Here is a 26,649-nt window from a genome sequence, read left to right on the forward strand (position 1 = left end):
CATGAGTTTCGGCCGCCGTGACGGTCGGTATCGGCGCGATCGACCTGACACCGGCGCGTCGACGCACCGCCGCTGGACCGGATCGTCGCGCTGACCGGACGCGACCCGGCATAGCGCGCGCCCTGACCGGGCACACTCGAGGTATGGACCCGGTTGCCGCCCTGCGCCAGATCGCCTACTACAAGGACCGCGCGCGCGAAGATCCGCGTCGGGTGATGGCGTACCGCAACGCCGCCGACACCGTGGAAGCGCTGGCGCAGGCCGAGCGTGAGCGCCACGGCGCCACCAACTCCTGGCAGTCGCTGCCGGGCATCGGCCCGAAGACGGCGAAGGTGATCGCGCAGGCCTGGGCCGGCCGTGAACCCGAGGCACTGGTCGAATTGCGCGCCGGTGCACAGGATCTCGGGGGCGGCGATATCCGCACCGCCCTGCGCGGTGACCTGCACGTGCATTCGAACTGGTCCGACGGTTCGGCCCCGATCGAGGAGATGATGCTGGCCGCACGTGAGTTGGGCCACGAGTACTGCGCGTTGACCGACCACTCACCGCGGCTGCGGATCGCCAACGGGCTGACATCTGAGCGACTGCGCAAGCAACTCGACATCATCGACGAGCTGCGGGAGACGGTCGCCCCGATGCGGATCCTCACCGGCATCGAGGTCGACATCCTCGAGGACGGCTCCCTCGATCAGGACGAGGACCTGCTCGAGCGCCTCGACGTGGTGGTGGCCAGCGTGCACTCCAAGCTGGCGATGGACGCCGCGGCGATGACCAGGCGCATGCTCAAGGCGGTGGCCAACCCGCACACCGATGTGCTCGGGCACTGCACGGGCCGCCTGGTCAGCGGCAATCGCGGGATTCGGGCGGAGTCGAAGTTCGACGCCGAGAAGGTGTTCGCGGCCTGCCACCACAATGGCGTCGCCGTCGAGATCAACTCCCGGCCCGAACGACGAGACCCGCCCACCCGGCTGCTCAACCTCGCGCTGGAGATCGGCTGTCTGTTCGCCGTCGACACCGACTCGCACGCGCCCGGCCAGCTCGAGTTCCTTGGCTACGGCGCACAGCGGGCGCTGGACGCCGGGGTGCCGGTCGAGCGGATCGTCAACACCTGGCCCGCCGACACGCTTCTGGATTGGGCGGCCGCCTAGATCGGCAGCTGCGGCATCTCCAGCCCGGGGTCCCGGCCCACCAGCACGCCGCGGGTCACCGCCGCATTGCCGAACCGTCGGCGCACCCGGTCGACGGCGTCGTCGATCGCGGTGGTGTCGTGGGTCTCCTCGAACGGCAGCTCGAGCTGCTGGGCGCCGTCGCGGTCGATGTTGCACACCGCGAACCCGACGAGGGTCAGCCCACGCTCGGCGATCAGCGGTGCGGCCGCACCGACCAGCGCACGGGCGGCGGCAAGGATCGCGTCGGTGGAGGCCGTCGCCCGCGGCATCGTGTGCGAGCGGGTGGCCCGCCCGAAGTCGTCGAAGCGCAGGCGCAACACCACGGTTCGCCCGGTGCGGCCCGCGCGACGCATCCGGCGGGTGATCCGGTCGACGAGATTGACGACGACGACGTCCACCTCGGCGGGCGACATCGTGTTGCCGGCCCGGCCCAGTGCGCGTTGCGCCCCGACCGAGCGGCGGCGCACACCCGTGGTCACCCGACGCCGATCGATGTTGCGGGACAACGCGTACAGCCGGTAGCCCATCGCGCCGCCGACCAGCGAGGCCAGCGTCGACTCGGACAGCTCCGCCACATCGGCGACTGTCTCGATACCGTGCGCGCGCAGCTTCTCGGCCGTCTTGGCGCCCACGCCCCACAACCGGCGCACCGGCAGCGGATGAAGGAACGCCAGCTCGCGGTCCGGCGGGACGAGCAGCAGTCCGTCGGGTTTGGCCTCCTGACTGGCGACCTTGGCGAGGAACTTGGTGCGGGCGATGCCGACGGTGATGGGTAGGCCGACGTGTTCGCGCACCCGGGTGCGGAGCCGGTCGGCGATCTGCACCGGTGTGCCCGACACCCGCCGCAGCCCCGACACGTCGAGGAAGGCCTCGTCGACGCTCAGCGGTTCGACGACGGGAGAGGTGTCGGCAAAGACCTCGAACACGGCGTCGCTGGCCGCCGAATAGGCCGACATCCGCGGCGGCACCACGATGGCGTGCGGGCACAGCGCCCGGGCCTGGCGCCCACCCATCGCGGTGCGCACCCCGTAGGCCTTGGCCTCGTAGCTGGCGGCCAGCACCACACCGCCGCCGACGATGACGGGCCGGCCGCGCAGCGCCGGATCGTCGCGCTGCTCGACCGAGGCGTAGAACGAATCGAGGTCAGCGTGCAGGATCCCGGCCTCATGCGACACGAACATATGTTCGCATCGGGGTGTGACTACTGCGGCGGTTGGCCGTACACCGCGGCCATCCAGATGTGCACGAGGTTGTCGAGCACCCGATCGTCGGGCAGTGCGGGCTTCTGCCCGGCGAACGACGCCGTCATCACACCCTCGTTGAGCAGGTTCAGCGCCGTGGACAACTCGTGTGCGGGCATGTTGTCGGCAAGCTCGCCGCGCTCGCGAAGGGTCTGGATCACCCGGGTGGTGTGCGCGATCGAGCGCTGCATGAACGCCGACCACAACTCGCGGGCCTCGGCGTTGGTGTACCGGGCGGCGGCCATCGACGGGGCCAGGCCGCGGTGCGCGCGGAAGGTCGAGTAGAAGACGCCGATGCCCGCGCGCCAGAACTCGTTGCGGTCGGCCGGCGGGTTCTCCATCAGCGCCTGAAGCGCTGCGTCGGCCTCACCCATCACGCGTTCCATCAGCGCGAGCAGCACCGCGTCCTTGGACGGGAAATAGAAGTAGAACGTGGGCCGGGAGATGCCTGCGCCGCGGGCCAGGTCGTCGACCGAGATGTCGGCGAGCGGGCGGTCTTCGAGCAGCCGTTCGGCGGTCTCCAGAATCGCCTGTTCACGCTCGTCGCCCGAGGGTCGGGTGGAGCGGCGGGCGCGGGGGGTGCGGGTCTGGCCGACGGCTGTCACAGGCCGTTACTTTACACGACGTCGAGTTTCTCGACAGACCGTTGACTTGCTCGACACACCGTTGATACGCTCCCGCACCATGAGCGAACACCTCGACGTCGTCATCGTGGGAGCGGGCATCTCCGGCATCAGCGCCGCCTGGCATCTGCAGGACCGCTGCCCGTCCAAGAGCTATGCGGTACTGGAGCGTCGCGAGAACCTCGGCGGCACCTGGGACCTGTTCAAATACCCGGGCATCCGCTCGGACTCCGACATGTTCACCCTCGGGTTCAGGTTCAAGCCGTGGACGTCGGAGAAGGCCATCGCCGACGGGCCGTCGATCATGGCGTACCTGAAGGAGACGGTCGCCGAGTTCGGCATCGACGAGCACATCCGCTACGACCACAAGGTCATCGCCGCGGACTGGTCCGACGAGGACAACCGGTGGACCCTGCGCGTCGACCGCGGCGGCGAGGAAGCCGAGCTCACCGCGTCGTTCCTGTTCGCCGCGAGCGGCTATTACAACTACGACCAGGGCTATACGCCGGAGTTCGCCGGCGCCGAGGACTTCGCCGGCACGATCATCCATCCCCAGCACTGGCCCGAGGACCTGGACTACACCGGGAAGAAGATCGTCGTCATCGGCAGCGGCGCCACCGCGGTCACCCTGATTCCGGCACTCGTGGATTCGGGCGCCGGGCATGTGACGATGCTGCAGCGGTCGCCGACCTACATCGGCGCGTTGCCGGATGTGGATCCGTTCACCGTCCGGATGAACAAGACGCTGCCGGAGAAGGCCGCCTATGTGGTGAACCGGTGGAAGAGCATCCTGTTCCAGTCCGCGCAGTACCGCATCAGCCGACGGTTCCCGAAGTTCATGCGCAAGACGCTGATGACGATGGCGCAGCGCCGGTTGCCCGAGGGCTACGACGTCGAGAAGCACTTCGGGCCGCGGTACAACCCGTGGGACGAGCGACTGTGCCTGGCGCCCAACGGCGACCTGTTCAAGACGATCCGCAGCGGCAAGGCCGACGTGGTCACCGACACCATCGACCGGTTCACCGAGACCGGAATCAAACTGACCTCCGGTCAGGTGCTCGAGGCCGACATCATCGTCACCGCGACGGGTTTGAACCTGCAGCTGTTCGGCGGCGCGGTGATCTCCCGCAACGGTGAGCCGATCAACCTGCACGACACCATGGCCTACAAGGGCATGATGTTGACGCACATGCCGAACATGGCGTTCACCGTCGGCTACACGAACGCGTCCTGGACGCTGAAGGCCGACCTGGTGTCCGAGTTCTTCTGCCGGGTGCTCAATTACATGGATGCCAACGGCTTCGACACCGTCGAACCGCAGCATCCCGGCAACCGAGTCGACGAGCGTCCGCTGATGGACTTCACGCCCGGCTACGTGTTGCGGGCGCTGGACTATCTACCCAAGGCCGGAGACGTCGCGCCGTGGCGGCTCAAGCAGAACTATCTGCTCGACCTGCGACTGATCCGGCGCGGCAAGGTCAACGACGAAGCGCTGAAGTTCGCCAAGCACCCCGCCCGCGTGGGCGCCTCGGCTTGATCTAGGGAGCGACCACCACGATGCCGTCGTCGTCGCTGTAGGCGATGTCACCGGGCGTGAACACCACCCCGCCGAACCCGACCGCGATATCACGCTGTCCCGCACCGGTTTTGGTGCTCTTGCGGGGGTTGGTGCCCAGCGCCTTGACGCCGATGTCGAGTGTGCGCAGGGTCGCTGAGTCACGCACGGCGCCGTTGATGATCAGGCCGGCCCAGCCGTTCTCGACGCCGAGCCCGGCGATGACGTCGCCGACGAGCGCGGCGTGCAGCGAACCGCCGCCGTCGATGACCAGAACCCCGCCGTCGCCGGGCTCGGACAGCACGGACTTCAACAGGGCGTTGTCTCCGATGCACTTCACCGTGGTGATCGGGCCGGCGAATTCGGCGCGACCGCCGAACTGGCGCAGTTGCAGATCGCAGCTTCGGACTGCGGGGCCGATGTCGTCGACGAGGTCAGCGGTGGGGCGGGGCTCGATGCTCACCGCTCGATGCTAGCCACCACGACGTCGGGCACGTCCTGGCCAGCCCGGGTTCCACGTCGTCGTGGTAGCGGGTGCTCAGTCGTCGTGGGATCCGCGCCGCACGAGCAGCACGACGATGAGCGCGAGCACACCGGCCGCGATGGCCGCGGCCACCGGGAGTCGGGACGGCTCAGGTCCGACCAAGGGCGCGGGCGCGGGCCCGGCCACCGGGTTGGGTGCACTCGCCACCGCCGACTTCGCCTGCGCCGCGGTTTCCTTCGCGGCCGACGCGATATCGCCGTTGGTTTCGGCGAGCTTCTTGGCGGGGGTTTTCTTGGCGGGGGACTTCTTGGCGGCCTTCTTCGCCGGAGCCGCCTTCTTGGCGGGGGCGGCCTTCTTCGCGGCTTTCTTGGCCGGAGTCTTCTTGGCCGGAGTCTTCTTCGCCGCCTTGGCGGGTTCCTTCTTCGCAGGCGGCGGGGGCACCGGGGGCGCCGGTGGCACCGACTCGCCGGGCGGCGGCGTGGCCTTCGGCCCTTCGTCGGGACGGTCCTGCTCTGCCATCGGGCTGCTCCTTTGCAGTGTGTCGTCTGGGCCTGTTCGGCGAGCGTGGGTAACCGGCAGTGGTCCCCATCATGCCAGGTGGCTGTGGCGCTAACCCGTGACGGCCAGTCCGGCGGCCAAAGCCAGCGCCACGGCCATCCCAGCCAACTCGGTCAACGACCGCGATCGCGACACCACGGCGGTGGCGCGGTGCGTTCGCGCGGCCGGCAGCCAGATCGTGCGATTGCGCCACCCGAACACCACCAGGGCCACGGTCACCACGATCTTGGCCGTCAGCACCCGGCCGTATCCGGTGGTGAGGAGCGCGGCGGGGGAGCCCAGGCCGACGATTCCGGCCGTCGCGCCCGCGATCAGCAACGCCAGCACGCAGCCGAGTGACAGCTGGGAGAACCGCGGGAGCACGCGGGCCCACTGCCCGCGATATCCGACCGTCAGCACCAGGCCGGCCAGCGCGCCGCACCACAGCGCCGCGGCCAGCGTGTGGATCGCCACCGCCGCGCCGGCGACGGCATCATGCGCGAAGTGGCCGGTGAGCGCGCGCGCCGCCACACCGGCCGCGGCCGCGCCGATGACCACCACGCCGGTCGACGCGCTGCGGGGCACCAGCGTAAAAATCCCCACCACGGCCGCCGCGGCCACGCCGATCAACCCCGCGCGGCCGGCCGAGGTGTACACCGCGAACTCCATCGCGGTGTTCAACCCGAGCCGCTGCACTGGGACCCCGGCGACCGCGGCGGCGGTCACGATCAGCCGGGCCAGTTCGGCCACCAGCCAGGCCTCCGCGGCGGCGGTCAGCGGTCGGCCTGCCCGCCGCCGCAGTTCGTCGCGGTGACGGGCGTCGTCGAGCACCGGCACCACGGCCAGCCCCAGCGTGACGACCGCCGCGCAGTCCGCGAACGCGCGCACCAGCGTCGCGCCGAGCGCACCCTGCGGATGGGCCAGTGCCCACGCCGTCACGGACGCGACCACCACGACCAGCGCGCCGCCGGCCATCGCGCGCCGGGTCGTCACGTGCGGCGCCGCACCGCCCACAACGCGCCACCGGCGACGATCACCGCCGCGCCGGCCGCGAACGGCCACACCGGAACTGCTCCACCCGACGACTCGTCGGCCGCGTCGGGTGTGGTCACCGACGGGCCCGGCGTGCCCGTGCCCGCCACGGTCAGCTCGAACGACCACGAGCCGGAGACCACGTGCCCGTCGGCAGAGGTGGCCCGGTAATTCACCGTGTAGGTGCCTGCGGGGCCGAGCGGACGCACGCCGACACTGATCACCGCCCCCTCGACCGTGGCATCGCCCTGTGACCACAGGTTGCCGTCGGGGCCGACGACCGTCATCGCCGCGAACTGTGGCTGCATCTCCTCGTTGAACGTCGCGCTGACCCGCTCCGGCGACTGGCTCAGCTCGGCCTTGTCGGCAGGGTCGGTCGCGATGCGGACCGCGTGTGCCGCCGCGGGCCCCGCCCCGGCGAGGGTGACGAGCGCAAACCCGATGGTCACCACCACGAGGGTGAACAGACGTCTCATGAGCGCCTCCTGGACAGTAGTGCGGTCACCGCGGCGCTCGCGGCGAGAATCAGCGCGCCGCCGGCGAGCCAGCGCGCCGTGGTGTCGGCCGAGGACCCGGCGCCGACCTGATCCTCCGGCGAGTCCATCGCCAGCACCGGGGCCGGAAACTGAGGTTCACCGCCGTCGGGCAGCGGGGGCTGATCCCAGTGCACCACCGTCCCGTCGGAGTAGGTCTGCGTCACCGGGAAGCTGACGGATTGTTGGTCGGGCATCTTCACCGAGACACGGAACAGCGCGAACTGATCCGAGGAGATGCCGGTGCCCGGCTGTGCGCTCCAGGTGACCGATCGCACGGTGCCCGCCGTCCTGTCGCGGTCCAGGCTGGACGCCCAACCGGGTACGACCTCCGCGCGGGCGGACGCCACGTCGGGCAGCGTCACGCTCAGTTGCGTTGTCAACGCGCCCGTTTCGGACTCTCCGGGCACGCGGAAGGTCAGCAGCGCGGTTTCTCCCGGGGTGGCGTGGTCGGCGTCGACGTGGACGTGCGCCGACGCGGTCGCGGTCCCGGCCACCAGGCCGATGGTGATGGCGGCGCCGGCGGCGGCCAGCGCCGGGAGGGCGCGCGAGGGCGCCCGCATTCGGTATCTCATTGTCTTGGGTGGAACTTTCTTCTAGGTCGGGTCGGATGCGGCAGCGAGCGGGACAGCCCAGCGGTTACGCCGAGATCCCGCACGCATGCGCAGGCGGCGGACCGCGGTGCGACATCGAAGCGGCCAGAAGAAGCGCCGATCGCAGCGGCTGGTCGGCGCGGCGGACGGTGACGACGGGCGTCGCCGACACCGGTCGCGACCCCACGCACACGGCCACGCGCACCGCACGCGACACCGCGTGGCACAACCGGTCCCCGGCGGCGATGAGAACAGCGCCGGCGACGACGGCCAGCGCGTGAGCGGCCAGCATCACCGCGGCGGGCGGACCCGTCGACACCGAGTGTTGGTGTCCGGCCGCGTCGAGCATCAGGTGACCGAAAAGCTGACCGCCCGCCAGCAGCGCCACCAGCATCTGGGTGTCGGCGGCGCGGGGATGGCTGGCCGCCAGCGCGCCGATCGTGGCCGCCAGCACCACCAACTGCATGGTCGCCGCGCCCGTCGGCGGGGCCCCGCCGCCCACGCCGTGCGCGGCCACGGTCAGCGCGGCGGTCAACAGGCCCGCGGCCAGACCGCGCAACCGCGCTGTCGGTGCGGGCGAGGACATGGCGCGCCTCAGGCGACGCCGAGCCTGGCCATCAGGTCGGCGTCGATGTCGTCGAGTTGTCTGGCGATCGCCTCGTGCGCGGAGCGGCGCCGGGCCGCGGGCATGTTCTCAGCGGCGGTGACCGCGGCGGACAGGTCGCCGAGCCGCTCGGTCATCGCGGCGACGAACTGCTTGGTCTCGGCGTCCTTGGGCTTCTTCTCGGCCACCTGGCGCAGCGAGTGCTCGGCCCCCGCGATCCGTGCCGACAGCCCCGCGCCGGCGCCGGAGAACTGGCCGAGTTGGCTCAGCGGGACCCCCAGTTGGTCGGCGCGGCGCTCGTCGAGATATCCGCGCACGGCGATCGAAGCGCGGTAGACCAGCGGCACAACCACCGGCGCGAGCAGCCGAGTCACCGTGAGCATCCGGCGGATCCGGCTGGGGGAGAACAGCTTTCCCTCGCGGGCGGCCTTGAGCTGCGCCTCGGCGGCCTTGAGCGCGGCCCGGTCACTTTCCCGCTGCGCCCGCAGTTGCGCTTTCAGGGCGTTGGTCTCGGCTTTACGGTCCGCCTTGATGCGGCGCGCCTCGTTCTTCGCGGCGAGCTTGGCTTCGAGTTTGGCCTTGGCCTTGATGGCGCGCGCCTCGGCCCTGCGGGTAGCGCGGGTCTTGCGCTTGAACGGGCTCATCCCGGCTGCCTCCCGATGTCTTCGTCGCCTCGTGAAAGCGTCGCTGTGCTGGTGACGGACGCAGCACAACACTATCGTCCGGCGTCATTTCGGCGCGGGCACGTCCGCCGCCGGCCTTGGCACGGCCTGGGCTCGGGGGGCATGCTGGTAGGGACCGGCGCGTACGCACCGCAGCGGCAAGATGAGTGAACTGACAGGAACTGCCCGCCCCATCGGTGCGCACGGCGCATAGTGGACTGGTCGAAAAGGGGTTCTTATGGCTGCCAGCCGCCGCGTCACCCGCGCAGTGGGTGAGGTACTCGATCTCGCTCCCAGGCACGGCGAGGTGTCGCTGACCCGCCTGTTGGAGGCCGTCGGTGAGGACCGGAACCGACGGATCGACCTGAAGATGGCCGAACTGCCGCCCGGGGTGTGCGGACAGTGGCGTCAGTACGCCGACCACGACGTCTTCCTGATCCAGAAGGGCCTGCCCGCATGGGACCGCACCCTGGCCCACGAGCTGGGACATCTGGTGCTGGGCCACGAGGGCATCCCGGTGGTGCAGGCGGCCCGGGAGAACACCGAGATGGCCAGCTCCGATCTGATCGGCTACATGCTCAACCAGCGGACCGGGTGCATGGGGCCCAGCGGTGAGGACGCCGAGCAGGAGGCCGAGGATTTCGCCGCTCTGCTGCTCTACCGGCTGGGTCGGTTGCCCTCCGATCGCTCCTCCATCGTGCAGGTTCGGCTCGGAGAGGCGTTTGGTTGATCGTTTGGGTGATCGCCGGCCTGCTCGGGTTGGCCACCGGCCTGCGTATCGGGTGGGCCCTGGTCAACAAGCAATCCCTGGTGAGCACCGCGATGATCGTCGCGCTGGGCAGCCTGGGGGCGGTCGCCGCCCTGAACTGGCAGCCGTTGACGGTGCTGATCGACACCGGGCTGCGGTGGCCGAACATCTCGATGGGTCTCGCGCAGGTGGCGCTGGTCGGGTGTGCGGCCGGCAGCTGCGTGATGATCACGACCGTCTCCTCGGTCCGTAAGCCCGCGACCATCCGCAAGATCGCCATCGGCCAGTATCTGGTCGCCGCGGTCATCGCGGCAATCAGCCTGGTGGCCTTCTTCGCCGCCGGGAAGCAACCGCAGATGGCGCCGCAGGACTACCTGCGGCACAGCCTCAACTCCGGCGGTAACAACCTGCCGTGGTTGCTGCCGCTGCTGTACGTGCTGCTGGCATTGACGCTGGTGTCGTGGGCGGGACTGCGGTATTCGAACCGCAGCCGCCGCGGACGTGCGTTGTTCGTGTTCACGATCGGGATCGTGCTCATCGTGCTGGCGTCGGCGTTCATCGTGCTGCGCGCGGTCAGCTCGACGAGGCTGGTCGGAATCGGCACGGCGGCCACCCTGCTGGGCTGCGCGATGCTGGTGGTCGCCGCGGGCTCGTTGCTGCCGAGCATGGAGGATTGGTTCGGGGCCCGCCGCGAACTGGGGGTCATCGAGCCGTTATCGGCCGAACTCGGACGTCGGCATCCCGACGTCGGCATCGGCGTGCGGCCGCGGGGTCCGCTGGTGTTCCGGGTGGCCGAACGGATGTCGTTGATCTCCGATGCCCTGTTCCTGGAGGCCTCGGCCGCAGACAGCGCACGTAAGCGCCGGGTCGAAGCCGGGGCGCTGCCCCGTCGTGATGACGAGGACCTCCGTCGTGGGGATGACGACATCGACCTGGAAGTTCCCGGCGTCTCACCGCAGGAGCAGGCCCGCGCGATCGCGCAATGGCTCTACGCCGGACGCGAGCCCGACAACGGGACCCCGCGCGCAGCCCGACAGCAGGCCGACGCCGAGTTCCCCGGGTTGGGGTGGCTGCGCCAGCCGCCGACCTACTCCGATCGCGAATGGATCCTGGAGATCGCCGCGCAATATCGCGCGCTGGCCCGCAACGACGGTGCCTGACTTCGCCGGCCGCCGCGCAGCGGCGACCAGCGGCTAATCGTCCAGGTGCTCCCGGCGACGCAGTTCGTCGACCTTCTCGACGACGTCCTGCTGGGCCTCGGGGGACAGGCCGACCGAGCGCGCCGCAATACGACGAACGCCCTCGTCACGCATGCTCGCGAGCCAGGTCAGTTCCTTGTCGAGCTTCTCGTAGTATTCGTCGTCGGTGAAGTAGGCCGGCTTGATACGGAAGAAGTTGGCAAGTGCGGCCATGGTCGCCGCCGAGGGGTTGGTGCGGTTGCCTGAGCGGAGCTGAGACAGGTAAGGCGCCGACATCGTGATGCCTTCGGCCTTCAGTGCGGCAATGACTTCAGCCGACGTGTGCGGGCCCCGGCCGGGCGGGTAAACCGTGTCGAACAGGCGGTTTAGCCGGGCAGCGAACGTCTTGCTCATCGGTGGTTACCTCCACGTGCGTAGGGAGCGGACTATAAGCGGCGTATTTGCTGATCATGCTAGCGACAAGTACGCCCAAACCCAAGTGCAAACCGCATAAAAGTTGATTCGCCGGATGAATTCATGATGTCGGCGGCCGCGGCGCGACACGCCCGCCGGCAAGCGCGAACCGGGCCGGTAGCCTGCGACCAGGCAAATACTGACGGATCCGTCGAATAGCACTTGCCACGGGTTTGTCCACGTCGCGTCACAGAAATCGCAACCCTCCCACTGGCAACGCCCACGACAGGGAAGTAAGCGGAGTGCTTCGTTTGCTGTTTGCAAAGGAAAGCGAGCCGTTCCGGCCGGGTGTGACCGCGCCCACCGCACGTGAGCGGGGTTGGCGGGGCCACATTCGGATTTTCGGGTCGCGGTCGGCGCGACGGTAGCCAGCCCGTCGGGCGCGGATGTTGATCACTGATTCAGCGAGGGTAGCGCCACAGCGCGATTCGCGGCGGCCCTGCGCGTCGCCGCGGTGATCGCCCTGACCAGCGCCACGGTGACCGCGATCAATGCCACCGACGCGGTGACGGCCACGGCGGCCGGTCGCAGCCCCAGCGCGCCGTCCAGCAGCATCCAGAGCCCGAACAACAGGAACAGCACACTGGCCAGGCGGTGCAGGAAGCGCTCGGGAAGCTGCTTGTGCATGACGGCTCCGACCCCGATCGCCACCCCGTCGGCCAGCACCATGCCCGCGGTGGCGCCGATCCAGACGCCGGCCCAGTGGTAATCGCTGGCCAGCGCGACGGTGGCGAGCATGGTCTTGTCGCCCAGTTCGGCGAGCAGGAACGACGAGATCACCGCGAACAGCACGAACCGCGGTTCGGCGACCTTGACCGGGTTGTCGGCCTCGGCGCTCCGGCCTTCCCGCCATGTCCACACCGCGAACGCGAAGAAGGCGATCGCCGCGGCGAACGCGATGGGTCGCTCCGGCAATGTCAAACCGAGGAAGTGGCCGATCGTCACCGACAGCCCGTGCACCAGAACAGAAGCCACGGCGACACCGGAGAGCACCACCCACCATCGGTGGCGCAGGGCGTAGGTCATCGTGATCAGTTGGGACTTGTCGCCGAGTTCGGCGACGAAGACCACCGACAGACTGATCAGAATCGCGGTGAGCATGGGCAACCTTTCGACGCGCCGCCGACGGGGTCAGAGCACATGCCCCGTCGAACTACGGTCGAAGGTCTCGCCCACCGCTGCGCGGTTCGCCGGCCGGGCCTTGCGCGATCGTGGAACTCGAGTGCGCGCAGCCAGTATGTCGACACGACGATTGGGGGCTACTCCCCTTCGCTGGCGACCTCGACCATAGCGGCATCATGGCGGGCGCGCCACCGTCCCCGTGGTTTCGGGTGCCCGAAACAAGCGTTCAGGGCGTCGAATCAAAAGCTTCGAAAACCCTTATGCCGCAAGCAGCATCGCGAGGATCGCGGTATCGGGATGGGTGATCGGGTCGACGCCGACGCGGCTCACCATCGACGTCACGGTGCCGTCCGCCTCGGCTTCCACCCAGGCCGCCCGATGCTCGAGGCCGAGATGCGGAAGGCCGGGCAGCAGCACGCATCCCGACGCGGCGCCCGAGCACTCCGGAAGTGACGGTGTGGTCTCCGACGGGGGGTGCAGCATGAGCAGGGCGGGGGGCTGCCGTTGCGCGAAATGGCCTGGAGGCACCGCCGATTCACCCAACACCGGTCCCTCCGCGACGACCAGGCCGATGGTGTCGGGTTGCGGATCGTCGGGCAGCTCCTCGCGTACCCCGAAAATAGTTGTGGTGGGCAGAAATCCGGGTAGCGAGGCGACCCGCACGGTGGCCATCAGCACTTGGGCCCACTCCTTGGTGGACTCGGGCCAGCGGCCGGAAATGACGAAGCCCTTGAGCGTTCCGCGGGAATGAAAGGGGGCGATCTCGATCGCCCGACCGGAGCCTGTGTCCATTTCGCCTCCGTGTCACCGACGTTCGGGCCGGCTGAGCCGGCTAGGTCGAACCACCAGCTCGACACCGCGTTGGGTCGATTTGCTCAGCATGCGGTAGACAGCGGCTGGCACACAAGCGGATACGAGTGCTAACCACCGCGATCGGACCGACGCGGCCACACGACGCGGTAGGAGCCGGCCACCGCAATCCAGCCGAACTCGTGGGAATCCACCGCGCCGGCCGCACCGGGATTGTCCGAGCGGGCCTCGAATATCGCTGCAGGGCCCTCGCCGTATACGTCGCCGACGCGCTTGATCAACCACCGTGTGGACAGCCGCGGGTCACGGAACACCCGCAGTTGGCCGCGCTTGATCCGTCCGCCCCGCAGGGCCACCAGCACCTCTCCGGGATCGAGCGCGGGCCGCATCGAGTCTTCGACGACCCGGAACACCCGAAGCGGCCAGTGCCGCGGTGGATGGTTTCTCGCCACCATCGGAGGGTAAGTTAGGCGGCATGCTGCATCGAATGTTCGCCAACGCCACCCCTGCCCACGCCCACTGCGACCTCTACTGCGGCGTCTACGACCCCGCGCAGGCCAAGATCGAAGCGCTGTCCTGTCTGAAGACCCTGCAGAAGTATCACGACTCAGACGACGAGCACTTCCGCACCCGCTGCGTCATCATCAAGGAGCGGCAGGCCGAAGAGGTCAAGCATCACCTGATGGTGTTGTGGGCCGACTTCTTCGCCAAGGAGCACTTCGAACAGTTCCCGAACCTGCACCAACTGTTCTGGGACGGAATTCACGGTGCGGGTGATGTCAAGAAGTCGACCGACATCGCCGTGGCCGAGAAGCTGCTCAAGACGATCGACGAGATCGCCGACATCTTCTGGCAGACCGAGAAGGCCAAGAGCATGGGTGTCTACCCGCCCTCCTGACCTCAGTCGACCAAACACATCGGGCCTGCGCGACGTTCGCGCAGGCCCGAATTGTCTTGGGTCAGAACAGCACGATCAGGGCGAGAACACCCAGCAGCACCAGGGCGATCACCGCGGCCCGTAGGCAGGCCATCAACTGGGAGCGCGCATACACGTGCGTAGACGAGTGCCATTCCGCCGACGACGCGGCGGAGCCGGGGCCCATCGGGTGCGACGTCATCCAACGCTCCTGACCTGCACGATCGGTAACCTCCCAGTGAGATCTGTCACAACATCGTGGCTGTGACGCCGATCATAACCCCTCACCCGGGCGGTGGAAAAACCGGCCGCTCGCACCCGTTTCACCCGCATAGGCGGTGGGTATCCGACCACTCGACACCGTCCCGGCCGAGGCCACCAGTTAGCCTGTCGAGCTATTTCGCTCCGGGTGCGTTCGAGCCTGTTGATCGTTGTGCGTCCGGGGCCCAAGTTATCCACAGCAGACTCCTGCGAACGCGATCCATCCGCATTGGACCTGTGGATAGATCTGTGGAAACTGTGGATAGGCCGACATTGCTGGGCGCCCGCAGCCGAGGCGGTCCGCCGCGGAACTCGGTTACTCGGAGCTAGGCTGAGCGAGATGATTCAGGTGTGTTCCTCGTGCGGGACGCGGTGGAACGTGCGCGACCGGCGACGGGTGTGGTGTCCGCGCTGTAACGGCACGCTGCTGGCTCCGTCGTCCGAAGCCCCGGACTCCCCTTGGCGCGCTGGTGCGCCCGCCACTGCGGGCCGGACCCCGGCGAGATTGCCACCCGGATATCGCTGGATCGCGGTGCGGCCGGGCGCGCCCCCTCCGCCGCGGCGAGTCGCTCGGCCGCTCGGCCCGACCCCGCGCTACCCGGTGATCCCGCGGTGGGGACTGTCCGAGCACTTCGACGACGAGGAGCAGCAGCAGGAGTCGCGCACGGGCCCATCGCACGTGATGGTGCACGCGACCCTGGTCGCGACGATGGCCGCGCTGGGCGCCGCGGGCCTGGTCCACGTCGTGCGCTACGCGCTGCTGATCATCAACCGCAGTGTGCTGCTGAACCCGTGGGTGGCCGGTGCCGCGACATGGTTCGGGGTCGCGCTCAGCGTGCTGGCCATGTTCATGGTGCTCGCCAGCGCGGTCGTGCTGAGCAATTGGCTCATCGGGCGCCGCGCTGCGGCGTACGCGCATCGGGGCCAGCCCGACCCGCGGCCGCCGTGGGCGATCCGAGCGGGTTGCCTGATCCCTCTGGTGAACCTGGCGTGGGCGCCGGTGTTCGTCATCGAACTCGCCGGCGTCGAGGACCGGCTCAGTTGGCTGCGCAGGCCGATCGTGGCGTGGTGGGCGGCGTGGGTCGCCAGCACCGCGGTGTCGATCTTCTCGATCGCCACCAGCTTCGCGACCGACGCCCAGGGCATCGCCAACAACACGGTCACCACCGCGATTGCGTATTTCACCGCGCTGGCCGCCGTCTTGCTGGCGATGAAGGTGTACTTCGGCTTCGAGCGCCAGCCCGTCGAGCGGCCGTCCAGGCGCTGGGTCGTGGTACCCGACAACGAATCCGGACCGCGGCAAGAGCCCGAGCCGCAGACCGCAGCCGCGGTCGAGCCCCAAGGGCAGAACCCGGCGGCGTAGGACATGGACTCGGGCGATCTCGAAGCCGGCGAAGGGTCGGCCTCGGGACCCGCCCTCGCCGGCCGGCCGTTCGTCGTGGCCCACCGGGGCGCCTCGGCCGACCGTCCCGAGCACACCCTGGCGGCCTATGAGTTGGCTCTGCAGCAGGGTGCCGACGGTGTGGAATGCGATGTGCGGTTGACCCGCGACGGCCATCTGGTGTGCGTGCATGACCGAAGGATCGACCGGACCTCCGACGGGACCGGGGCCGTCAGCGAGATGACGCTGGCGGAACTGCGTGAATTCGATTACGGCTCATGGCATCCCGGCGCGCAGTCGGACGGCGGGTCGGGCGCCACCGGTCTGCTGACGCTAGAGGAACTCGTCACGCTGGTGCTGGACTGGAACCGCCCGGTGAAGATCTTCGTCGAGACCAAGCATCCGGTGCGCTACGGCGCGCTGGTGGAAAGCAAGGTGCTCGCGCTGCTGCACCGCTACGGGATCGCCTCGCCCGCATCGGCCGATCTGGCCCGCGCGGTGGTGATGTCGTTCTCGGCGGCCGCGGTGTGGCGGATCCGGCGGGCGGCACCGATGCTGCCCACCGTGCTGCTCGGCGAGACGTCGCGCTATCTCGGTGGCGGTGCCGCGACCACGGTCGGGGCCACCGCGGTGGGCCCGTCGATCGCGACCTTGCGCGAGTACCCAGAGTTGGTCGACCGTGCGGCCGCCCAGGGCCGGGCGATGTACTGCTGGACCGTCGATCATTTCGAGGACGTCCGTTACTGCCGCGACCTCGGCGTCGGGTGGGTCGCGACGAACCATCCGGGCCGCACCAAGATGTGGCTTCAGGACGGGCTGACCGGCGCGCCGTGTGATTAGGGTTGCGCGTCGAGCACATCCTGGGGAACCGGCGAATCCGACCGCAGCGCGGCGAACAGCTGTTCGGCCGCGGTGCTGTCCCACACCACGGCGGAGCCCGAGGCGCTCGAGGTGAAGTCACCGATGGGGACGGTGACCGTGGTGACGTCTGTGCGCAGCGCCCAGGCCAGCGCGGCCAGATTCCAGATGTGGTCGCCGGAGTCGACGGCGACGGCGTCGGTGGCAGCGTGCGCCATCGGATACCAGCGCAACGGATTGAGCCAGACCGCCGGGCTGGCGGCGCGGTGCAGCAGCGCGGACATGAATTCGCGCTGGTTGACCATCCGGTCCAGATCGGCGCGCGGGGTCGCACGCGTGCGGACGTAGCCGAGCGCGGTGCGGCCGTCGAGCTCTTGGCAGCCGGCGGGTAGATCGATGCCCGCCAGCGGATCGCTGATGGGTTCGGGCAGACACATCGTCACGCCGCCGACCGCGTCGACCAGGACGGGAAATCCGGCGAAGCCGATCTCGGCGTAGTGCGACACCCGCAACCCGGTGGCCTGTTCGACGGTCCTGGCCAGCAGCGGCGGGCCGCCGACGACGAACGCCGCGTTGATCTTGTCGCTGCCGTAGCCGGGAATCTCGACGTAGGAGTCCCGCGGGATCGACACCATCGTGGTCGGGCTGCTCGACAGCACCGACGGGATGTGCACCAGCAGGATCGTGTCGGTGCGCCCGTCGCCGAGGTCCCCGCCGGTGGTCAGCTGTGCCTGCTGTTCGGGGCTGAGGTGCTGTCGGCTGTCGGAGCCGACGAGCAGCCACGTGGTGCCCGCGCCGGCCGCCGGGCGTTCGGGATAGTCGGCGAGGGCGGGAATCCGCCGTAGCGAGGTGTCCAACCACGCGCCGCCGGCCACCACCGCCATTGCGAACAGCAGGACCAAGACAAGCAGGATCCGGCCCCAATGCCGTTTGCGCCGCGGCGGCTTCACCGGTTTGGCAGCTGCCGGAGGCCCGGGTCGCCGGGGTAGCGGGGGTGGGGGTCGCCTCGCATGCGGAGGTGGCGGGGGTGGGGGTCGCCTCGCGGGCGGGGGTGGCGGTGCCGCCCTGCGCGGTGGCAGCGGCGGCGGAGGCCGCCGGCCCGGGTCGCGCCGGATCACCTGCGGCGGTTCCCTGCGGCGCGGCCGATTGTCGTCCACAGCAAGAAATGTACGGGTATCGCGGCCTACTGCAGCCATCCCAAGTGGCCGGCCGCCAGCGCATAGCCGACGAACGCCACCGCATCGATGAGCGCGTGCGCGATGATCAGCGGCCACAACCGCCCGGTGCGCACGTAGACGTAGCCGAAGATCAACCCCATCGCCAGGTTGCCCAGACCCGCGCCGAATCCCTGGTAGAGGTGATACAGGCCGCGCAGCACGCTCGAGGCGACCACCGCGACCACCGGGCTGACCCGCAGTTGGCGCAACCGGGTGAGCAGGAACCCGACCACGATGATCTCCTCGGCCCATCCATTGGCGAACGCCATCAGAAGAAGGACACCGATGCGCCACCAGGTGTCGTAGAGTTCGGCCGGTTCCACCGAGGCGTTCAGGCCCAGCAGCCGGGCGAGTTGATAAAGCGCCAGCCCGGGCACTCCGATCAGTGCGGCGAGCCCGACACCGCCGAGCACGTCGGGCCGCCACCGCGGCCGGGCCAGCCCGATGCGGGCCGGGCCGAAGCCGCTGCGCCACAACAGATACAGACCCAGCGCCCCCCACGCCAGCAGTTGAAACACCCCGGCGAGGTTGAGCCCGAGGTCGATCAGGTCGAACGGCGAACGTCGCGGGTTGAGCGCGACCACCTGCCCGGCCAGCCCCAGCAGCACGCCCTCGATCAGCCGCAGCAGCGCGGTGTAGGCCGACAGCGCGAACGTCAGCGCCAGCACGACCGCGATCTCGAGGCGCAGCGCGCGCCGCTGCGGATCGGTCGGTTCGTCGGCGCCCACGGTCACCGGAGCAACGCTAGCGCCCCCGCGCGAGGATCAGAGCCGGCGTGCCCGCAGCCCGTTGAGGAACGGACATCCCATCAGGATCCGAATGGCCTGGCTGAGCCCGGTGACGTCCTCGACCGGCTTGGCGAACGGCAACCGCACGTCGTGGTCCCCGTCGGCGCCCTCCACCCGCAGTCGCACGCCGTATCGGTCCAGACCCAGGGGGCGGACGCGGCCGCGGCGCAACGACATCGGCAGCCGGTCGGCCAATCGGTCGACCACCTCACGGTGTGCCGATTCCAAATGCTGCAGCCAGCGCGACTCCATCGCAAAGAACGGGTCGGGGCGGGCCGCGAGCAGTGCGCCGAGCGCTACGGCCTCCGCGCCGGTGGAGTCGGCCACCACCACGGAGTCGATCTCCAACCGCATCAGCGTGTGGCGGTTCGAGGCGTCGGCCGCTCGTGAGCCGGAGTTAACCTGCAGCAGCGCAGGATTCGGGTTCTGCGCGGCGAGGAGGTCGAGCAGCGCGGCAACCCCGGATTCGGGGACGTCATATACGCGGCCCCGCACCCAGACCAGCGAACGCACCCGTTCGCGCAACGGCAGCGGCGCGTAGTCGGTCATCTCCAGCACCGCCTGCTCACCACCGGTTCCGGCCGCCGCGACCCGCCGCGCCAGTGCCCCGTCGGCCGGGACGGTGACCGCGAACGATCCGTCGTCGAGCAGATGGTGCACCGGCGAGTCGACCGGATCGAGGTCGTCCACCGCCAGCATCGCGTCGCCGGGGCGAGCGAAGGTGCTGCGTACCCGTTCGGCCGTCGTCGGAGCCGCTGTCGTCATCCCCACCTCCAAATTAGGTTTGCCTAACTTAACTAGATGCGAAGAAATCGCGCAAGACGTACGTCCTGCGGAACGGCGTTACCAGGAATCACGGATAGGCTGGGTTCGTGAAACGCATCGCCTACCTGGGACCTCAGGGGACTTTCAGCGAGGCGGCGCTGCTCGAGATGTCGAACCGCGGCATGGTTCCCGAGTCGCCGCGGCACAACACTCCGGTCGCGACCGACAGCACGGCCGCCGCCCTGGAGATGGTGCGGTCCGGCGACGCGGCCTACGCGTGCGTGCCGATCGAGAATTCCATCGAGGGTTCGGTGTTGCCGACGCTGGACAGCCTGGCGAGCGGGACACCGCTGCAGATCTTCGCCGAGCTGACCCTCGACGTGTCGTTCGCGATCGTGGTGCGCCAGGGCGCGACGGCGGCCGACGTCGAGACGGTGGCGGCGTTTCCGGTGGCGGCCGCGCAGGTGAACCGTTGGCTGACAGCGCATCTGCCGACGGCGAAGGTGGTGCCTGCGATCTCGAATGCCGCTGCCGCGCAAGACGTCGCCGAGGGGCGGGCCGACGCTGGGGTGAGCACCGCGCTGGCTGCGGCCCGCTACGGCCTGGCCACCCTTGGCACCGAGGTGGTGGACGAGCCCAATGCGCGCACCCGCTTCGTTCTGGTCGGCGCGCCGGGCTCGCCGCCTGCCCGCACCGGCGCCGATCGCACGTCGGTGGTGCTGCGCCTGGACAACGTGCCCGGGGCGCTGGTGAGCGCGCTCACCGAGTTCGCGATCCGTGATATCGACCTTACTCGTATCGAATCTCGGCCCACCCGAACAGAATTGGGCACCTACATCTTTTTCCTCGACTGCGTCGGACACATCGACGACGACGCGGTGGCAGAGGCGCTCAAAGCGCTTCACCGACGCTGCGCAGACGTGCGCTACCTGGGTTCCTGGCCGACGGGGTCGGCCGCGGGCGCGGTCCCGCCGCGGTTGGACGAGGCATCTCGGTGGCTCACCCGATTACGAAAGGGACAGGCGTGAGTGGACGGCTCGTGCTGCTTCGACACGGACAATCGCATGCCAACGTCGAGCGTCGGATCGACACCCGGCCGCCAGGGGCGGCACTGACCGGCCTGGGCCGCGATCAGGCGCGTGCGGTCACCGAAGAACTGGCCCAACCGGTCGGGATGATCGCGCACTCGCAGGCGGTGCGGGCCGCCCAGACCGCGGACGTGATCGCCGGCCGACTCGGTATGCGCACCCTGGAGGAAGTCGACGGAATCCACGAAGTGCAGGTCGGCGATCTGGAGAACCGCAACGACGACGAGGCGATCGCGGAGTTCGAGACGATCTATCAGCGCTGGCATCAGGGACACTTGGACGTGCCGATGCCCAACGGTGAGACCGCACGCGAGGTGCTGGACCGGTACGTCCCGGCGATCACGCAGCTACGCATGCGCTATCTCGACGACGACGCGTTCAACAGCGACATCGTCGTGGTCAGCCACGGGGCGGCGATCCGGTTGACCGCCGCGGTGCTGGCCGGGGTGGAAAGCAGCTTCGTGCTCGACAACCACCTCGGCAACGCGCAAGCGGTGGTGTTGGCGCCGATCACCGACGGGCGGTGGAGTTGCGTGCAGTGGGGCACGATGGTGCCGCCGTTCTATCCGGCGCCCGCCGTGGACCCCGTGGGCGACGCCCTGCAGTCAGCCGACCCGATGGGCTGACCCCGACACCGGGATCCCCGGGGCGCACGTGCAGCCGATCGCGTCGCAGTCGATGTCGAACGCGTGCACCACCTCGGGCGTGACACAGTCCGGCTCCGTGCATTCGGCGCGCATCGACGCATGGTGAACGACGGTGCCGTGGCAGTGCTCGAGATCGGCCCGGCACTGCCTGCAGATGCTCTCCGCGGCAGGCGTGCTCATGGGGCCTTGATACCACTGTCCGGTGACATCGCGGGGATGCCGCGCTGGCTATCCCCAGCCGAGTTCGTGCAGCCGGTCGTCGTCGATTCCGAAGTGGTGAGCGATCTCGTGGATCACCGTGATCGCCACCTCGTCGACCACCTGCGCCTCGTTGTCGCAGACATCCAGGATCGCGTCGCGGTAGATCGTGATGGTGTCCGGCAGGGAGCCCGCCGCGTACCAGGAGTCCCGCTCGGTCAGCGCGATGCCCTGGTACAGGCCGAGAATCTCGGGCTCCTCCGGATCGCGGTCCTGCACCAGGACGACGACGTTGTCCAGCGCCGCGGTGAGGTCGGGCGGAATCAGGTCGAGTGCGTCGGAGACCAGTTCGTCGAACCGCTGCCTGCTCATCCGCACAGCCACGCCGCTACGGCCCCGGCGGGGGCGGTGCCGGCGGTCCGGGGGCGGGTGCGGGCGGTGGGGGCGCAGGGCCCGGTGGTGGGGCCGGCGCGGGCGGTGGCGGTGGAGCGTCCGCCGGCGGCGGCGGAGCGCCCGGCGGGGGAGGCGGCGGTGCGGGCTCGCCGGGGGGCGGGGGCGGCCCGTTGAGGAACGTGTTCTGCGGCGGTGCCTCGCCCTCGGTGGCCGCCTCCTCCTCGTCGGTCGTCGCCGCCGACTGTCCATGCTGGGTCGAGGAACTGCCGGTGCTACCCGTGGCGGAACCCGACTGGTTGCTCGTCGATCCGGAACTCGACGACGACGATGAGGAGGACACCGCATCGTCGGTGATCGGGATCGGCGGGAAGTTCAGCCGTTCCTCGGGGATGTCGGGCGGTGCGATCGGCGGCTGACCGTTGATCAGCAGCGGACCCTTGGCACTGTTGAGCAACGTCGACCAGCCGCCGTTGCCCAGGGTGGCGCCGATGCTGCACGACACCTGGCGGCTACCGGCCGACCAACTCGGCAGCGAGATGGTGCTGTAGATCAGCGTCAGCGTGGTGTTGCGCAGCTCGATCGGGGCCAGGTACGCGTCGGTCATCCGGGTGCACGCGTCCTTGATGAACGCGTCTTGCTCCGGCTCCGGCGGCAGCCCCTCCGGGAACTTCTCGGCGAGGTTGACCGCGCCGGTGACCTCCATCGCATGCGGTGCGGCGCAGTCGATCGGGATGTCGGTGGGCTGGTTGGTCGACGGGTCGATGCCCAGGCAGGTGCCCGCGGGCCACACCTTGGACTGGTCGACCTCGGCCACCTTGCCCTTGAAGGGCAGTTGCTGGTTGTTCTGCCCCGGCAGTTGTAGGCCGCACAGCACGCGGCGCTCGCCCTGCTGGCGCCACGCCCGGTCCCCGGACCACAGCATGCTCACGGTGAAGCGGCTGTTCGGGTCGAAGCGAGGGCCCAGGTAATTCTTCACCGCGGCCGTGCACTGCTCCTGGCTGATCTGCTGGATCCTGGCGACCGACGGCGGGGCGGCATCGGCGCCGTACTCGCTGCCCGGATAGGTGCGCATGTCGACCGACTGGGCGACCTCGAAGCGGTGCTCCTCGGTGCAGTCGACGATCTCGGCGGCATCGGGCGTGCGGTCCGGCCACGTCAGGCAGTCTCCGGCCTGGGCGTCCTTGAACGTGTCGTTGCCGCGCGGCCCGAGCGAGATCGTGCTGGCGGTCAGCGAGTTGGGGCCTTCCTTCTGCGGCATCGCGGTGATGAACCCGGCGATGAGCAGGCCACCGAGCGCGGTGAGCAGAAGCGCGCGCCGCGTCGACTCGGCGCGCAGGCTGTGCCACCAGGACACCGGCCGCGAGCGCTCATCGTTCGCGTCGGCGGGGGTCGGTTCCAGCGTCGGCGCCTTCGCCATCGGATCGGACATCGGCTCCATTGTGACAGGCGTGTCGGGGCCTGTGACAAGTGATGCAATTGTAACGTTATGGGGTTGTGCCTGGGGGATCCGATCGACCACCTCGGCATGCCGACGCCCGCGGGTCAAAAGTAGTGTTGCGGCCGTGATCGACCTCAAGCTACTGCGCGAAGATCCGGATGCGGTGCGCGCATCGCAACGCGCCCGCGGCGAAGACCCCGGCCTCGTCGACGTGTTGCTGCAGTCCGATGCCGCGCGGCGGTCGGCGGTGTCGGCCGCCGACAATTTGCGCGCCGAGCAGAAGGCGGCCAGCAAGAGCGTCGGGAAGGCCACGCCCGAGGAGCGGCCCGCGCTGCTGGCACGGGCCAAGGAGCTCGCGGAGAAGGTCCGGGCCGCCGAGGCCGAGCAGGCCGAGGCCGAGGCGGCGTTGAGCGCCGCGCACATGGCCATCTCGAACGTCATCGTCGACGGCGTGCCGGCCGGCGGGGAGGACGATTTCGTCGTGCTGGACACCGTCGGAGCGCCGCGCGCCATCGACGACCCGAAGGACCATGTCGAACTCGGGGAGTCGTTGGGCCTGATCGACCTGGAGCGCGGCGCCAAGGTGTCGGGCTCGCGGTTCTACTTCCTCACCGGCGCGGGCGCGCTGTTGCAGCTGGGCCTGCTGCAGCTGGCCGTGCGGCTGGCGGTCGACAACGGCTTCACGCTGATGATCCCGCCGGTGCTGGTGCGGCCGGAAGTCATGGCGGGCACCGGTTTTCTGGGTGCGCACAGCGAAGAGGTGTACCGCATCGAGGCCGACGACCTGTACCTCGTCGGCACCTCGGAGGTCCCGCTGGCCGGCTATCACGGCGACGAGATCCTCGACCTGTCAGCCGGGCCGCGCCGCTATGCCGGCTGGTCGTCGTGTTTCCGGCGCGAAGCCGGCAGTCACGGCAAGGACACCCGAGGAATCATCCGGGTGCATCAGTTCGACAAGGTGGAGGCGTTCGTCTACTGCACCCCCGACCAGGCCGAGGCCGAACACCAGCGGCTGCTCGGGTGGCAGCGCCAGATGCTCGAGAAGATCGACGTGCCCTACCGGGTGATCGACATCGCGGCCGGGGATCTGGGCTCGTCGGCGGCGCGCAAATTCGATTGCGAGGCATGGGTTCCCACCCAGCAGACCTACCGGGAGCTCACCTCCACGTCGAACTGCACGACATTCCAGGCCCGTCGCCTTGCGGTGCGCTACCGCGACGACAACGGCCGCCCGCAGATCGCCGCCACCCTCAACGGCACGCTGGCCACCACGCGCTGGCTGGTGGCGATCCTGGAGAACCACCAGCAACCCGACGGCAGCGTGCGGGTGCCGCAGGACCTGGTGCCGTTCGTCGGAACCGAAGTCCTGGAGCCGACGAAGAAGGCGTGAGGTAGGCGCCGACGCTAGGACTGCAGTAACTCGTCGAGCATCGCGGTGAATTCGCGGGGGCGCTGCGGGGTGAAGGCCGGTTTGGGGCGAACGCCGGGAACGTCGAGGGTCACCAGCGTCGACTTGATCGGCCGCCACACATCCAGCGGCAGCCAACGCCGCAGATCCGAACTGCCCCAGAGCCGGAACCGGTGGGTGAACATTCCCAGCGGCTCGGCCCGGTAGCCTCGGATCGAGGACAGCGGGATCACCTTCGACGTCCCCGACGGAAAGTGATAGCGGCGCAACGTTATCGCTTCGCGGTCCAGTTGGATCAGACCGTCGTCGTAGTACTGGTGCGGCGCGCTCACAGCTTCTTGCACCGCAACTCGTGGCCCTTGGTGGTCAGGCATCGGCCGTTCTGAAGATTCCACTGCCAGCCGTGCAGGTTGCAGGTCAGCGTCGAGCCCTCTACCACACCGAATTTGGACAGGTCGGCCTTCAGGTGTGGACAGCGACGCTGAATCTCCCAGCCGTCCAAGGTGATCGATGCGGTGTCGTCGTGCGCCTCGGCGAACCAGCCGTCGGCGTAGGCGATGCGCTCGTCGGTCAGACATTTGAAGAACGTGTACAGGTACTCGTTGTAGCCGCCGACGCGCCAGGCCCGAAAACGGGTCGACAAGAAGATGGTGTTGACCCAGTCGGGTTCGTTGTCGCGCAGCACCGTACGTACCAACTCCGGGGCGATCGCGAAGCCGTAGCGGAATTTTTCATCCGGAATCGGTTCGCGCACCACCCGTTTGGGGAAGTCGAGCACCACGGTCTCGTCGTGTCCACCGCCTTGCAAACGCAGCTCCACCGGATAACCGATGCCGTCGCAGATCTGGTCGCTCTGGATCATGATCGGCTCGAACAGTGTGCGCAACGGTTCGAGCAGCGGTTCTCCGGCCGCAGGCGCCCAGCGTGCCTTCTCGGCGGCCAGCACCGGTGCCATCCGCTCGGCGTAATCGGCGATGTAGGAGGCCTTGGCGGTGGTGAAGATGGCGTCGACGTCGTCGTCGGGCTGCGGATGGGTCAGCGAATTCAACTGCGAGCCGGTGAAGTCGGCTGTCGACCCGGGGATCATCAGCAGCCCGCGGTGATGACCGTGGGCCCGCATCTGCTCGAGGAACACCACCTGGTCGGGGAATATGTTGGCCGGGTCGTCGCGGTCGTCGTTGAGGTGGCGCAGTTCGGGATCCAAGAAGCAGGGCGGCCCGGCCGACGGGATCACCCAGGTGGCGTCGACCTGCGCGATGTACTGGCGGCACCGGTCCATCTGGCGCTGGCGCTTCTGGGTGCCGAACGCCTCCTTGGCCCGCGCGGGCATGTCGTAGACCATCGGATACCAGATCGCGCCGGAGTACTGCAGCATGTGCACGTCGACGTTGCCGAAGTCGGCGTGCACCACATCGAGGTCGACCGGCCGGGCGTCGTTCATGTTGAACATGACCGTTTCGCCGTCGTCGACGATCAGCCCGGAGTCGCCGATCGGGCCGTCCGCGGGGGCGCGCAGCGCGATGATCATCACGTCGAGGTCGCCCTTGGGCCCGCTGAGACGATGCTTGACCGAATCGGTGGTCTCGAAGAACCGATGGAAACCCAGCTTCTGCAGTTCACGCATCAGGTCGGGCACCGGGAAGTCCGGCAGCAGCACGACCGCGTCCTTGTTGACGTGCTCGCGCAGGTTCCTGGCGTCGAAGTGGTCGGCGTGCAGATGTGAGACGTAGAGATAGTCGCAGTCGCCGAGCGCGGCCCAGTCCAGGGTGCTGTTGTCCGGGAACGGAAACCACGACCCGAAATACGCCGGGTACCGCCACGGGTCACACAAGATGCTTCCGGCCTTGGTGTCGATCCGGAAACCCGCATGACCGACGCTTGTGACCTGCACGAATGCCCTTTCCCCGCGGTGTCTGCCCCTCGGCC

General features: G+C 69.0%; 32 protein-coding genes. 10 read left to right on the forward strand and 22 right to left on the reverse strand.

From position 1 onward, the window contains the following. Positions 1–143: 143 nt before the first annotated feature. Positions 144–1,148 carry a PHP domain-containing protein gene (locus ABQE89_RS09620; RefSeq protein WP_448416087.1) on the forward strand — a complete coding sequence of 335 codons (1,005 nt, stop codon included), beginning with the start codon at positions 144–146 and terminating at the stop codon, positions 1,146–1,148. On the opposite strand, the gene dinB is transcribed toward ABQE89_RS09620, so the two are convergent. Further along, positions 1,145–2,350, reverse strand: a complete 1,206-nt coding sequence (gene dinB, locus ABQE89_RS09625) for a DNA polymerase IV (protein WP_448416088.1) — start codon at positions 2,348–2,350, stop codon at positions 1,145–1,147. The two genes, ABQE89_RS09620 and dinB, sit on opposite strands and share 4 nt — an antisense overlap. Before the next feature lie 20 nt (positions 2,351–2,370). Continuing rightward, the gene (locus ABQE89_RS09630; protein WP_448416089.1) at positions 2,371–3,015 is read right to left on the reverse strand and encodes a TetR/AcrR family transcriptional regulator; all 645 of its coding nucleotides are present in this window, start codon (positions 3,013–3,015) and stop codon (positions 2,371–2,373) included. Positions 3,016–3,094: 79 nt separating this feature from the next. Here ABQE89_RS09630 and ABQE89_RS09635 point away from each other — a divergent pair, with 79 nt between their 5' ends. After that, entirely contained in the window at positions 3,095–4,570 is a 1,476-nt protein-coding gene (locus ABQE89_RS09635) for a flavin-containing monooxygenase (protein ID WP_448416090.1), read from the forward strand. 1 nt (position 4,571) lies between these two features. Here the strand turns inward: ABQE89_RS09635 and rraA are convergent, their stop codons facing one another. The 7 genes from rraA to ABQE89_RS09670 form a co-directional block, all read right to left on the reverse strand. Continuing rightward, on the reverse strand, positions 4,572–5,051 hold the full coding sequence (rraA, locus tag ABQE89_RS09640; RefSeq protein WP_448416091.1) for a ribonuclease E activity regulator RraA: 480 nt from the start codon (positions 5,049–5,051) through the stop codon (positions 4,572–4,574). A 75-nt stretch (positions 5,052–5,126) separates the two neighbouring features. Next, complete coding sequence (locus ABQE89_RS09645; protein ID WP_448416092.1) at positions 5,127–5,591, reverse strand: hypothetical protein; 465 nt, start codon at positions 5,589–5,591, stop codon at positions 5,127–5,129. A gap of 90 nt (positions 5,592–5,681) precedes the next feature. Beyond that, the gene (locus ABQE89_RS09650; RefSeq protein WP_448416171.1) at positions 5,682–6,584 is read right to left on the reverse strand and encodes a CopD family protein; all 903 of its coding nucleotides are present in this window, start codon (positions 6,582–6,584) and stop codon (positions 5,682–5,684) included. Between the two features lie 14 nt (positions 6,585–6,598). Continuing rightward, on the reverse strand, positions 6,599–7,117 hold the full coding sequence (locus ABQE89_RS09655; RefSeq protein WP_448416093.1) for a copper resistance CopC family protein: 519 nt from the start codon (positions 7,115–7,117) through the stop codon (positions 6,599–6,601). Then, positions 7,114–7,737 (reverse strand): YcnI family copper-binding membrane protein, encoded by a 624-nt coding sequence (locus tag ABQE89_RS09660; protein ID WP_448416094.1) that lies wholly within the window; start codon positions 7,735–7,737, stop codon positions 7,114–7,116. Before ABQE89_RS09660 ends, ABQE89_RS09655 begins: the two co-directional genes overlap by 4 nt. A gap of 76 nt (positions 7,738–7,813) precedes the next feature. Continuing rightward, positions 7,814–8,353, reverse strand: a complete 540-nt coding sequence (locus ABQE89_RS09665; RefSeq protein ID WP_448416095.1) for a hypothetical protein — start codon at positions 8,351–8,353, stop codon at positions 7,814–7,816. An 8-nt stretch (positions 8,354–8,361) separates the two neighbouring features. Beyond that, the gene (locus ABQE89_RS09670) at positions 8,362–9,015 is read right to left on the reverse strand and encodes a DUF6474 family protein (protein WP_448416096.1); all 654 of its coding nucleotides are present in this window, start codon (positions 9,013–9,015) and stop codon (positions 8,362–8,364) included. 256 nt (positions 9,016–9,271) lie between these two features. Here ABQE89_RS09670 and ABQE89_RS09675 point away from each other — a divergent pair, with 256 nt between their 5' ends. Then, positions 9,272–9,763 (forward strand): ImmA/IrrE family metallo-endopeptidase, encoded by a 492-nt coding sequence (locus tag ABQE89_RS09675; RefSeq protein WP_448416097.1) that lies wholly within the window; start codon positions 9,272–9,274, stop codon positions 9,761–9,763. Next, complete coding sequence (locus tag ABQE89_RS09680) at positions 9,760–10,941, forward strand: hypothetical protein (protein ID WP_448416098.1); 1,182 nt, start codon at positions 9,760–9,762, stop codon at positions 10,939–10,941. The genes ABQE89_RS09675 and ABQE89_RS09680 overlap by 4 nt, the downstream gene beginning before the upstream one ends. 33 nt (positions 10,942–10,974) lie before the next feature. Here ABQE89_RS09680 and ABQE89_RS09685 read toward each other — a convergent pair whose 3' ends face one another. From ABQE89_RS09685 to ABQE89_RS09700, 4 genes are all read right to left on the reverse strand, one after another. Continuing rightward, complete coding sequence (locus tag ABQE89_RS09685) at positions 10,975–11,373, reverse strand: transcriptional regulator (protein ID WP_448416099.1); 399 nt, start codon at positions 11,371–11,373, stop codon at positions 10,975–10,977. Between the two features lie 453 nt (positions 11,374–11,826). Then, positions 11,827–12,534, reverse strand: coding sequence for a TMEM165/GDT1 family protein (locus ABQE89_RS09690; protein ID WP_448416100.1), 708 nt, complete (start codon positions 12,532–12,534; stop codon positions 11,827–11,829). Positions 12,535–12,813: 279 nt separating this feature from the next. Beyond that, positions 12,814–13,347, reverse strand: coding sequence for a peptidase (locus ABQE89_RS09695; RefSeq protein ID WP_448416101.1), 534 nt, complete (start codon positions 13,345–13,347; stop codon positions 12,814–12,816). A gap of 128 nt (positions 13,348–13,475) precedes the next feature. Continuing rightward, positions 13,476–13,820 carry a S26 family signal peptidase gene (locus tag ABQE89_RS09700; protein WP_448416102.1) on the reverse strand — a complete coding sequence of 115 codons (345 nt, stop codon included), beginning with the start codon at positions 13,818–13,820 and terminating at the stop codon, positions 13,476–13,478. A gap of 20 nt (positions 13,821–13,840) precedes the next feature. On the opposite strand from ABQE89_RS09700, the gene sodN reads away from it, so the two are divergent. Next, positions 13,841–14,263, forward strand: a complete 423-nt coding sequence (sodN, locus tag ABQE89_RS09705) for a superoxide dismutase, Ni (RefSeq protein ID WP_448416103.1) — start codon at positions 13,841–13,843, stop codon at positions 14,261–14,263. 61 nt (positions 14,264–14,324) lie between these two features. Here the strand turns inward: sodN and ABQE89_RS09710 are convergent, their stop codons facing one another. Beyond that, the gene (locus ABQE89_RS09710; RefSeq protein WP_448416104.1) at positions 14,325–14,483 is read right to left on the reverse strand and encodes a hypothetical protein; all 159 of its coding nucleotides are present in this window, start codon (positions 14,481–14,483) and stop codon (positions 14,325–14,327) included. A gap of 399 nt (positions 14,484–14,882) precedes the next feature. Between ABQE89_RS09710 and ABQE89_RS09715 the strand changes: the two genes are divergently transcribed. Both ABQE89_RS09715 and ABQE89_RS09720 read left to right on the forward strand, forming a co-directional pair. Then, positions 14,883–15,905 carry a DUF4328 domain-containing protein gene (locus tag ABQE89_RS09715; RefSeq protein WP_448416105.1) on the forward strand — a complete coding sequence of 341 codons (1,023 nt, stop codon included), beginning with the start codon at positions 14,883–14,885 and terminating at the stop codon, positions 15,903–15,905. A 3-nt stretch (positions 15,906–15,908) separates the two neighbouring features. Then, positions 15,909–16,763 (forward strand): glycerophosphodiester phosphodiesterase, encoded by an 855-nt coding sequence (locus tag ABQE89_RS09720; RefSeq protein ID WP_448416106.1) that lies wholly within the window; start codon positions 15,909–15,911, stop codon positions 16,761–16,763. Here the strand turns inward: ABQE89_RS09720 and ABQE89_RS09725 are convergent. Genes ABQE89_RS09725 through ABQE89_RS09735 form a run of 3 tightly spaced genes read right to left on the reverse strand, consistent with a single transcriptional unit; the run spans position 16,760 to position 19,551 of the window. Next, positions 16,760–17,977, reverse strand: a complete 1,218-nt coding sequence (locus tag ABQE89_RS09725) for an LCP family protein (RefSeq protein WP_448416107.1) — start codon at positions 17,975–17,977, stop codon at positions 16,760–16,762. The genes ABQE89_RS09720 and ABQE89_RS09725 overlap by 4 nt on opposite strands. Then, positions 17,965–18,732 (reverse strand): CPBP family intramembrane glutamic endopeptidase, encoded by a 768-nt coding sequence (locus ABQE89_RS09730; protein WP_448416108.1) that lies wholly within the window; start codon positions 18,730–18,732, stop codon positions 17,965–17,967. The genes ABQE89_RS09725 and ABQE89_RS09730 overlap by 13 nt, the downstream gene beginning before the upstream one ends. Before the next feature lie 30 nt (positions 18,733–18,762). Then, on the reverse strand, positions 18,763–19,551 hold the full coding sequence (locus ABQE89_RS09735) for a DUF2470 domain-containing protein (protein ID WP_448416109.1): 789 nt from the start codon (positions 19,549–19,551) through the stop codon (positions 18,763–18,765). Positions 19,552–19,658: 107 nt separating this feature from the next. Here ABQE89_RS09735 and pheA point away from each other — a divergent pair, with 107 nt between their 5' ends. Then, on the forward strand, positions 19,659–20,579 hold the full coding sequence (pheA, locus tag ABQE89_RS09740; RefSeq protein ID WP_448416110.1) for a prephenate dehydratase: 921 nt from the start codon (positions 19,659–19,661) through the stop codon (positions 20,577–20,579). After that, positions 20,576–21,265: a histidine phosphatase family protein gene (locus ABQE89_RS09745; RefSeq protein ID WP_448416111.1), complete on the forward strand. Its 690-nt coding sequence runs from the start codon at positions 20,576–20,578 to the stop codon at positions 21,263–21,265. Before pheA ends, ABQE89_RS09745 begins: the two co-directional genes overlap by 4 nt. Here the strand turns inward: ABQE89_RS09745 and ABQE89_RS09750 are convergent. From ABQE89_RS09750 to ABQE89_RS09760, 3 genes are read right to left on the reverse strand one after another with little or no spacing between them, the layout of a single operon-like run. Then, positions 21,245–21,466 (reverse strand): hypothetical protein, encoded by a 222-nt coding sequence (locus ABQE89_RS09750; protein WP_448416112.1) that lies wholly within the window; start codon positions 21,464–21,466, stop codon positions 21,245–21,247. The two genes, ABQE89_RS09745 and ABQE89_RS09750, sit on opposite strands and share 21 nt — an antisense overlap. Positions 21,467–21,514: 48 nt before the next feature. Then, positions 21,515–21,868, reverse strand: a complete 354-nt coding sequence (locus ABQE89_RS09755) for a metallopeptidase family protein (RefSeq protein WP_448416113.1) — start codon at positions 21,866–21,868, stop codon at positions 21,515–21,517. Between the two features lie 4 nt (positions 21,869–21,872). Beyond that, positions 21,873–23,315: a septum formation family protein gene (locus ABQE89_RS09760; RefSeq protein WP_448416114.1), complete on the reverse strand. Its 1,443-nt coding sequence runs from the start codon at positions 23,313–23,315 to the stop codon at positions 21,873–21,875. A 124-nt stretch (positions 23,316–23,439) separates the two neighbouring features. On the opposite strand from ABQE89_RS09760, the gene serS reads away from it, so the two are divergent. Further along, positions 23,440–24,705 carry a serine--tRNA ligase gene (gene serS / locus ABQE89_RS09765; RefSeq protein ID WP_448416115.1) on the forward strand — a complete coding sequence of 422 codons (1,266 nt, stop codon included), beginning with the start codon at positions 23,440–23,442 and terminating at the stop codon, positions 24,703–24,705. Positions 24,706–24,719: 14 nt separating this feature from the next. On the opposite strand, the gene ABQE89_RS09770 is transcribed toward serS, so the two are convergent. Then, a complete protein-coding gene (locus ABQE89_RS09770; RefSeq protein ID WP_448416116.1) occupies positions 24,720–25,097 on the reverse strand; it encodes a hypothetical protein in 378 nt (125 codons plus the stop codon). Further along, entirely contained in the window at positions 25,052–26,614 is a 1,563-nt protein-coding gene (locus ABQE89_RS09775; protein ID WP_448416117.1) for a Rieske 2Fe-2S domain-containing protein, read from the reverse strand. The genes ABQE89_RS09770 and ABQE89_RS09775 overlap by 46 nt, the downstream gene beginning before the upstream one ends. Between the last annotated feature and the right edge of the window lie 35 nt (positions 26,615–26,649).

The sequence above is a fragment of the Mycolicibacterium sp. XJ1819 genome (assembly GCF_053483675.1).